Raw genomic sequence first — 9,124 nt, forward strand, 5'->3', positions numbered from 1 at the left:
GGCCTATTGGGCAGCTTCCGATAGAACCACGTTTGCTGCGGTTTTCTTCTCCAGCGACATGATTTTCAAATTGCCGGAGAACAGAATGCCGGTTATCGGAAGCACCGCTTCCGCAGGCAGTACCTCATGGCTGGCACTGTCTTTGGGAACATGCAGCTTGTGTTCCAAACCCTCTTCGGCACTGGAAAGGGTAAGCGCCACATTCCCACGGGCTTCCAGCAATTTAGTGCCGTAAAGAAACTCGAAACTCAGCATCGAAACGAGGAACTTGTATGTTCCATCGCGTACGCCTCCCTTCATCATTGCGGCGCGATGCACCTCCCCGCCCATCGCTACATCGAGCGGTGGAATGCGAGGATCGCAGACATAGCCAAGCGCCAGCAGTTGCCCGTTTTCAACCTCAAAGCGCATTCTGTCTGAGCCAAGATCGAGCGCCGAGATCGAAAAGCGGCGATTGCTATATTGCACAGGCACGCGTCCCAGCCGTTTGCAAAGTTGCTCACCACTCAAGGCACGCGCATTGGCGAAATGGTCTGGATCAATAGCAAATGGCAGCGCCTTTGGACGATGCGGAACCGACAGGGCCGGTTCGAGAACATCGGCGATCAAGTTCGCAACGATAGTTGTCGAAACAGGCCGCGCATAGTGCCCCTGATCAAGATAGAAAGCAGGATTGCTTACAACATCGCGACCATATTGCTGCATAAGCATTCGCGAGACATCGGCTGAAATAGTGCCATACCATTGCGAGATGTAGTTGATGCCTGCATCAATGGAAGGAACAGAATTCAGAAACGAGCCATTGCGCGCGCCAAATACGAGCGTCGCAATCCGCAAATTCGGATTGCGCTCAAGCGCGTAACGAATGATCCCTTCGTAAAACCTTGCCCAATGGCGAAACGGTCGCCGTTCATCACCATAAACGAAGGCGTCATTGATCGCATATTCGATCAGCAGCAGCTCGCACTCTTCGAGCTGTTCAAACTGCTTGAGCTGATAAAGGCCAAGCGCGCTGGTCGTTCCTCCCACTGCAAGATCAGCAACGACATCTAACTCCACCCCGCGTTTCGCCATCGTCGACAGAAGCGTCGGCAGATAGCCGGGCAGCATGACAGTGTTGGATCCGCCAATAATTACAGTCTTGAGTTTCATTTCGTCACCGTTGCAGCCTTACCGGCTGGCGTCAGCGACCCGCAACGCCAGACACCGTAAGTGCTTGCATCCCAATCAAAATAATAAGCTGCTGCGATCTGGCCGCTATCCATCATCTGTCTAAAGCGATCACGTGCCTTCGCGACCAGTTGTTCGCGATTATTGTCATTGGCCGGGCAGGCCTTCGACGTATTGGCAAAGCCCCATTCCGTAATCCAACATGGTTTGCCATCCGCGCCACCGCAAAAAGAAAGCGCATTGCTGATGTGCTTCGCCCGTGCAGCTCGCGTGCCACTGCTGCCCGGATAGATGTGAATGCCGTAACCGTCAGCAACGTCATCAAGACCATATTTCTTGAGAAGATCGGTAAAGGCTGCAGGGTCGACAGTATCTATTCCGCGCCGGTCGGCATCGATAAAAGGGATATCGGACAAACCTGCCGATACGACCTTAGCGTTGGCGCTTTGTTTGGTTTTCGCTAACTCTGCCCGGGCTATACGCAAAAGTTCGATATATTTTTCTGCACCCTTTTCGACCAGAGGGAGCTCCTCCATCTCGCTTAAAGAGCGTGCAGTCTTCATCTTTTCCTTGGGTAGGATGGCAATATCACCATTATATGCACCCCAGTTGATCTCGTTGCCGGGTTCAACTGCGACCAACGGCACACCCAACGCATCAATCTTCTGCAAGGCATCTGCGACCGCCTGCTGAAAACGCTCGGGAGATATGTCGGAAAGCCGATACATATCCCAGATGCGCCCACGTCCGGATCGAGGTTTTGTCCCTTCCGGATAGAAATCTGCGTTGTTGAGCGAGATTTCGAGCAGGACAGCCAGGCCTTTTTCATGTGCGAGGCGCACGGCGTCGATACTTTGATCGAGCGGTCGCGTAAGCGACAGCCGAACCGCCACCACACCGTTCTCAACCATCTGATCGAAAATCAGTTCGCGCTCTGCCGGCTTAAGCCAAGCCATATTGACCCGGTTGACGCCAAAGCGCGTATCTGCAAGGACACCAACAGGCGTAGTGGCAAGCAAGGCAGCGGCAAGCAAGGCTGCCATTGCCCGTTTCTTGCCCCTGATCCTCTTGCCGGTTCTCGTCATCGGATACCGATATCCTTCAGCGCGCCGTTGAAATTGGCCTCGCATTCCGAATAGCGAGTGATGGCCGCAGGCACATCGATCTTGGAAAGGAAGTCGCGCAGATAGGCCTTTTTCTGTGGCTCGCGGTTCCAGACGCTCGCCTCAATATGCGGAAATCCGACAAAGCCCAGCATTTCGCGCATGCGATCATCAACGGCGATCATCAGTCCCGGAACCCCCGACTGCATGCCGATGATTGTGCCGTGGAAACGGCGGCTCAGACCGAAATCCTGGCTGGAAATCCAACTGCGCCATTTATGCGTATCGAAAAACACCAGCAGTTCGTTTTTGCGCTGCCATTTTTCCATATGCTTGTAATCGACAGGCGCGGTAATGCGACTTGCGGCCTGATCATAGGCTTCGGAATGATCTTCCCCCGCCATGTTCATATTATAGACGATGACTTCGTCCTGAAGGACATAGCTTGCAACGCTGTCTTTTTCGAGCAGCGCATGGGCATCGACAATCGTATCCGCAACACTGCCCAGATAGCCGCCGAAGGAGATTTTCTGCGCATCCGCAAGGCTTGGATCAGCGAGACGAGCCAAAGAACGCTTCATCTGATCCGGCGCATAATAGAGCGAAGGACAGCCCGTCGGGCGGACATATTTCATGCCTGCATCTTTCAGGAACTCTTCCGTGAAATGGCCGCGCGTCAGGAAGAAACTTTCCTTGCGGCGCAGAATTTCAAGGAATCTACGCGTGCCTTCCGGCAATTCCGCTTTCAGATTCTCCTTCTTCTGAATGCCAATGCCCATGACCACAATCGGCATGTTCAGCTTTTCAAAGACGAAGGATTCCGTCGTTGCCGCATAGCCCGGACGTAAGAGATTGGCTGAAGCAAACAGGCAAAGATCGAAGCTTTCATTGAGCTTCGCATAGGTGTCCGGCGAGTTGAGGCTATTGGCAAGATGCCAGAACGGAACATAGGTCACGTCATGGCCGCGCACGGCGTTCGCAGCGCCCTCACCAATGAGGTAGTTGCCGGTATTGGCAATTTTTTTGACCTGGTCGATCACATCCTTCTTTGTGCGGATGGGCTCGAAATAGGGGCGGTGTTTAACACTCGCACCGGAAACGCTTTCGACGGTCCGCATCAAATAGGACGGAATGCCGGTGATCATTATGCGCATGGTGATCCATCTTCGCTGGAGTTAAGGCATGTCTCCCAAAAGTGGGAACCGGTTTCGGGACAAAGACATGCGAACAACAAGAATCTGAAGCCTGCTTCAGACCGGTTTGGATTGGGAGTTATCCGATGCCGATTTCTGAAAGAGTGCTACGGAAGTTGCGTTCGCGGTCCGAATATTTTTCGATCACGTCGGGGATGTTCATCGCCGCAATATGATCGCTCACGAAGGCACGCCGATCATTGGCCGCGTTGAGATCGCGAGCATCGATCTTTGGCAGACCGGAGAAATTGAGCATTTCACGCATCCGGTCATCAACTGCGACCATCAGGCTTGGCACGCCTGCCTGCATGGAGATGATATTACCGTGGAATCGGCGACCAAACGAGAAATCCATGGTCGAGCACCAGGCACGCCATTGATTGGTGTCGAGGAAGGCGTGAACGCTGATCTTCTTCTTGAGATCATCCGCCCCCTTATAGGTCAGCGGGCCAACGAGTTCGCCAGTGGTGGAATCATAGGCGCGGCCATTGGCATCGGATTCAAGCTGCATATCGAAATGCAACAGCTCATCCTGAACCACATAGGCTGAACGACCGTCATCCGAACTCAGCGCATTCATGTCGCCGATGGTTTCAAGTTCTGCACCCATATAACCGGTGAATACGGTACGGCCCTCACCCACCTTAACATCCGGCAAGCGGCTGATGGCCTTGCGCATGTTATCGGGACGGAAATAAAGCGACGGGCAGCCGACCGGACGAACATAGGAAAAGCCCTGATCGCGGAGATAGCCGGCTGCATTTTCACCACGTGTAAGGAAATAGTGTTCACGGGATTTAAGCACATCGAGAAGCTTCTTCGTGCCGGCAGGCAGACCGTCTTCGCCCTCGATATCGGGACGGTTCTGGATACCGATTCCGAGCATCACCACCGGCATGTCGAGTTTGGACAGAACAAGTGCTTCCGCATCCGCCGACAGCCCCTTGCGCAGTAGGTTTGCGCAGGTGAAGACGCAAATATCGAACTCTTTATTGATCTCCTCCATACCCGTTCCATTGTTCACACAATTATAGAGATGCCAGAACGGAATATGTTTGGCTGATGGCAGAAGTGCCGTCATGGCCCCCTCACCGATCAGATAATTGCCGGTATTGGAGATGTTTTTCAGCTCCTGAATAAAATTATCCCTGGATTCTGAATCTCGTTGCTTTTCCGAGTAATGGACCTGCGCCTTGTCCGCGCGCTGGATGAGACGCGTCAGATGGCTCGGAATGCCGGTGACGAGGATTCTTAGATTGGTTGGGCGGCTCATAGGTCGACCTTTCTGGTATAATCAGGCAACTGCACGGCCGGGGAGAATGGCAATCGTGCTGGCATCGTCTGCAACTTCCGGCTGGGAGGACCGGGATTTCGGATAGACCGGGCTTATTTCATTGGCCCAATCGGTAAATTCGGAGAATGCCGCACTCCAGGTACGGTTTGCCGCAGAAGCGAGCGCGCCTTCTGCAGTGCGCATCAGGGCTTCGCGATCCTGTGCAAGTATGGTGAGGATGCGCGTCATATCGGCGACAATCTGCGCGTCGTTGCCATTGCGAATGAGAATGCCGTCGCGGCCATGGTTGATCAGCTCATCAACAGCGCCAACCGCCGTCGCAACCGGCACGCAGCCAAGCTGCTGTGCTTCGGCAATCATCAACGGTGCCCCCTCCCAACGCGACGGCATCAACAGCACATCGGCCCAGGCGAGATGGTTCGCAATATCCCTGCCATCAAAGACTGGAGGAGAAACTTTCACCCCTACATCCTTAAGGCGGGTCATCCACGACGCACTTGGATCGTCGGAGAGGATCTCACCACCAATCGCTTGCGCCTCGAATGCAATGCCCTGTTCTTTGAGCTTAACGATGGCGTCGTGCAGGCGGTCGATCCCCTTCTGCCGGTCGAGACGCCCCATATAGAGCATCCGGATCGGCTCGCCTTTGCGTACCTGTTTACGGGCGGCTGTAACCTGTGCACGCAGTTTTGTATCGATTGAAAAACTGGCACCGTTGGGAACGGAGAACACCTTTTCGTAAGGTACGCCGAAACTGTGCAGATAGATTTTAAGCTGATCCGAACAGGTGAGAAAAGCATCATAGGCATGCTCAAAGGCAATCGCGGCATAAGGTTGGCCCGCCTGCCTGCGGAAGAGGGTCTCGTCAACCACATGCAGATAACAAGCCGTGCGTGTGCCCTCCGAACGCAGCTTGCCCATCAGAGGGTGCGCTGCCATGACGTGATTGTTCACCACCAGATCGAAGCCGGAAAGCTGGCCACGCAGAATACTCCAATCGAGTGGGTGATCTTCAGTTATGAAATCCTGACCAAGGAAGCGGTTTGTGTCGCCCCAAGCCGGAATGCCGTCCTTCCAGAAATGCAAATAGTCGAAAGACTGGTCGAACTCGTCGAGCACATCCATGCGCTCATTGCCGAGAACAAAGAGGTGGGTTTCAAAACCCTGATTCTTCAACTCGCGCCCGGCTGCATAAGCAACCTTTTCAGCCCCTCCGAAAGAGGCATTGGGAACCAGCACTGCGGCCGTCTTCTTTCGCGTCGCATTATGTGCAAGCGGCAGAACCGGTCCGCCACCCATTTCATTGCGCAGCACTTGATACATTTCAGACAGGGCCGGCAGACGACGCGGACGCCATGTCCAGCGCATGGCCGCGCTCTGCTTCAACGGGCTTGTTGCAATCGAGGTCACCAGATTAAGCATCGACTGCTCTGGTCGCGAAAGCGCCCGGCGCTGGCGGACCCGCGGGAACGGGAAGCGTACTTTCATGCGCGCGGAAGTCGGCCACAATTGCTGGGTGCCGAGCGAGGCGAACCAATCGAGCGCGTCATTTTCGATGATTTCGCGGAGAAGCCGGGTCGAAATAAAGATCAGATCGGCATGAGGCTGACGGGTACCCGACGGCATGATTTCGGTATCGATGCGCCGCTCGTCTTCAACATTGGTCAGCTCCACGAAAATGATGTTGGCCTGTTCGGCCAGCTTTTCAAGCCGAGACAGGATATTGGGCAGCAGTCGCGAACGCGCCAGAAGCTTCAACGTCTCGGTATTGGACGAGGCCAGAAACGGCGGAAAATGAAAATTGTCCGGTTCGGAAACGCTGCCCCAGAATGCGCGGATGGCATCATCAAACTTAAGATCGGTCGTGCCAAGGCTGAGGTCGGTGAAAAGGCTGACCGTCCCCTCGCCTGCGCGGATCACGCCATAGCGCGGACATTCCTCATGCTCGAAGCCCACAAGTGTCGGGCGACGAAACAATGCCTTATGCCGCTTGCGCAGAAAATTGATCGAGCCGGAACGGTCGCGATTGGCTTCCTTGAAGCGGCTCTCAGCCCGCAGACGATATTCAAAGCCGGTATCGTGGCAAGGTGCTCCGACAAAACCCGCTTCAATGGCCGAGAGCCAAAACTCCCAGTCTTCAAAGCCATTCTGCCGGTCATCGTCAAAGCGCACACCGCTGCGGAAAACTTCCGCTGAAATCATTGAGCCGGTATCGCAGATATTGTCTGTGATGCAGTGGATAAGCCGCGAATACGTATCGCCATAATGCGCGCGCCAGTTGACCGAGAATGTGTCGATATTGGTGTAAACCCAGCCTGCATTGCTTGCGAGAAGCTTACGGTAAAGTGTGTCGATTGTCTGTGGCTGCACGCGGTTATCGGCGTCCACGAAATAGACAGCCTTCACCTCCGGCATCTCTTGCAGAATATAATCGACCGCGCGATTGCGTGCACCGCCGGGACCAGCATTCTCACCGAAGATGACATGAATATTGGGGTGCGCTGCCGCATAAAGCGTCAGGCTGTCAAAGACCTCGCGACGTGGATCACCGTCAACGGAGACGACAATCTGTGTTCGAAACACCGTTTCCGATGCCAGCACGGTTTCCAGTGCTTCAAGCGCGAGCGCTGCATGTCCATAAAGCGGCATGGCGACAACGATCAAATCCTTGGACCTATCGTACATTCGCGGCCTCTTTGGCTAGTTCCTGAACGGGCTGTACCTCAATGTGCTTGACCAGCCGGAAGTTGAAGACTTTGAGCCAGGAAAAATCCACAGAGTCTGCGGCTGCCTTACTCAGGACAACGAGATCCATCGTGCGACCGATCGGCTCTTCAAGTATGAAGTTGATGTCGATCGGGCGATTGGGCGCGACTTCAGACCAACCACTGAACAGCACCTGCTGACGGCGGCGGTCGAGACTGGAAATCGCTTCGATTTCTTGCTTCACATCCGATGCAAGATTGACCAGTAATAGCCCCACTGCGCAGGGTTGACCTTCGGGATGGTCAATCACGGCCCGCGCAGAAACCCGCACGGTGCCCGGCGCAACCACACGGCGGATCGCCGCCGCAGTGATGCCCTCCTCAAGGGGGTGGCAGCCGATGGCATCCTCGTGCTCCAGAAAGCGAACGGTTGGGAAATCAGGCGTCAGTGGGGTGACGGAAACGTTGGCTACATTGCGCAACAACTCGATCGGCAGGCGATAATCATCGACCTTGCGGCCGTCAATCAGCGAAGTCGGTACGATGGCGTTCGGTAGCGAGGCCGGACGCACGCCCGGCAGGCCCGTGAAAATTCGCAGTGCCAGCGGACGCATATCGAGATCGGCATGCGGAATCCGCGCTCGTGCTGCATAGCGCTCGTTGGCTATCACGTTACCGAGCGACAGTTCAGGGGGAACGCCGCCCGTTGCGGAGATGCGCAACCGCAACGTACGATGGCTACCGTCACATGCTTTCGGCAAGGAGAAGAAGTTCCATTCCGAATGCAGCGCGCCGTAAGGCACCAGCCATTCGGCAATTCCTTCACCGTTTTCAAGATAGTCCAGTGTCACGATTAGCTGGCCGTTGCGATTGGCGGGCAGATCGCGGAAATGCAGGGCAAAACCAGAAACGGCGTAGCTCGACACCGGGAAAAGCTGCTCGATCTCTGATTCGCGCAGCAGGCGCGCAAAGCCTTCATCCTTCGGATCGACCAGAGGCGCATGGCTGAAGATCTCCGTTGAAGAATCCCAGTTGCGAGCGTGAAATGCATCTTCGATGGCGCGATAATTTTCAAACATGGTCTCACGCTCGCGACGCAACATCGCAAGCTCGGTGTGAACCTTGCTGACATGGCCGACGAGACGATCTAGACTACTCTCAAGCAATTGCGTTACCAGCAATGGCACAGTTTCTGGCGTCGCATCATCGATCCGCACAACAGGAAGTTCTGGAATGGTGCTCAGACGATAAACCTGCTGCAGAATCGTCTGCAACTCGTTCTCACCTTCTTGCGAAGCAGCAATCGCGATAAGCGGAAATGTATTTGCCAAACGAAGGCGCTTGCCATCTCCTTCGACAAATGTGGTCAGCTCGCCCAGAGACGTCGCTTCCAGCGCTTCACGATCAAGACTCGAAGCAATGGCATATCGGCGGGATTTCCGCGCCGAGATCGCAGGAAGTGGTGTGCTCAACATATTCATCCATTGTGTGATGGCCGACTTGGGAGTCTCGGCCTGCGCCTACAATGAGAAAATACAGCCAATGTATTGTCAACAGCCATATAGCATCAACTATATGATAATATTACGAATATTTGTAATGACTTTAATTCAAAATTTGAAACAATGTACATATATATTGATAATACAGCGTAAACAC

General features: G+C 54.4%; 6 protein-coding genes. All 6 read right to left on the reverse strand.

The window, feature by feature from the left end; translation table 11 throughout:
* Nucleotides 1-3: 3 nt before the first annotated feature.
* The 6 genes from ACYSN1_RS16215 to ACYSN1_RS16240 all read right to left on the reverse strand — a co-directional run bounded on the left by ACYSN1_RS16215 (nucleotide 4) and on the right by ACYSN1_RS16240 (nucleotide 8,940).
* The gene (locus ACYSN1_RS16215) at nucleotides 4-1,152 is read right to left on the reverse strand and encodes an SGNH/GDSL hydrolase family protein (protein ID WP_461726628.1); all 1,149 of its coding nucleotides are present in this window, start codon (nucleotides 1,150-1,152) and stop codon (nucleotides 4-6) included.
* Complete coding sequence (locus ACYSN1_RS16220; protein ID WP_461726629.1) at nucleotides 1,149-2,255, reverse strand: glycoside hydrolase; 1,107 nt, start codon at nucleotides 2,253-2,255, stop codon at nucleotides 1,149-1,151. The genes ACYSN1_RS16215 and ACYSN1_RS16220 overlap by 4 nt, the downstream gene beginning before the upstream one ends.
* Nucleotides 2,252-3,427: a polysaccharide pyruvyl transferase family protein gene (locus ACYSN1_RS16225; RefSeq protein ID WP_461726630.1), complete on the reverse strand. Its 1,176-nt coding sequence runs from the start codon at nucleotides 3,425-3,427 to the stop codon at nucleotides 2,252-2,254. Before ACYSN1_RS16225 ends, ACYSN1_RS16220 begins: the two co-directional genes overlap by 4 nt.
* 118 nt (nucleotides 3,428-3,545) lie before the next feature.
* Nucleotides 3,546-4,739, reverse strand: coding sequence for a polysaccharide pyruvyl transferase family protein (locus ACYSN1_RS16230; RefSeq protein ID WP_461726631.1), 1,194 nt, complete (start codon nucleotides 4,737-4,739; stop codon nucleotides 3,546-3,548).
* 21 nt (nucleotides 4,740-4,760) lie between these two features.
* Entirely contained in the window at nucleotides 4,761-7,445 is a 2,685-nt protein-coding gene (locus tag ACYSN1_RS16235) for a glycosyltransferase (RefSeq protein ID WP_461726632.1), read from the reverse strand.
* Nucleotides 7,435-8,940, reverse strand: a complete 1,506-nt coding sequence (locus ACYSN1_RS16240; protein WP_461726633.1) for a DUF6212 domain-containing protein — start codon at nucleotides 8,938-8,940, stop codon at nucleotides 7,435-7,437. The genes ACYSN1_RS16235 and ACYSN1_RS16240 overlap by 11 nt, the downstream gene beginning before the upstream one ends.
* Between the last annotated feature and the right edge of the window lie 184 nt (nucleotides 8,941-9,124).

The sequence above is a fragment of the Brucella sp. LJL56 genome, assembly GCF_054871705.1.

What these genes read in the sequence shown, in the direction of transcription:
- ACYSN1_RS16235 (WP_461726632.1), bottom strand. Translation starts at nt 7,445, where the DNA reads ATGTACGATAGGTCCAAGGATTTGATCGTTGTCGCCATGCCGCTTTAT.
- ACYSN1_RS16215 (WP_461726628.1), bottom strand. Translation starts at nt 1,152, where the DNA reads ATGAAACTCAAGACTGTAATTATTGGCGGATCCAACACTGTCATGCTG.
- ACYSN1_RS16225 (WP_461726630.1), bottom strand. Translation starts at nt 3,427, where the DNA reads ATGCGCATAATGATCACCGGCATTCCGTCCTATTTGATGCGGACCGTC.
- ACYSN1_RS16230 (WP_461726631.1), bottom strand. Translation starts at nt 4,739, where the DNA reads ATGAGCCGCCCAACCAATCTAAGAATCCTCGTCACCGGCATTCCGAGC.
- ACYSN1_RS16220 (WP_461726629.1), bottom strand. Translation starts at nt 2,255, where the DNA reads ATGACGAGAACCGGCAAGAGGATCAGGGGCAAGAAACGGGCAATGGCA.
- ACYSN1_RS16240 (WP_461726633.1), bottom strand. Translation starts at nt 8,940, where the DNA reads ATGTTGAGCACACCACTTCCTGCGATCTCGGCGCGGAAATCCCGCCGA.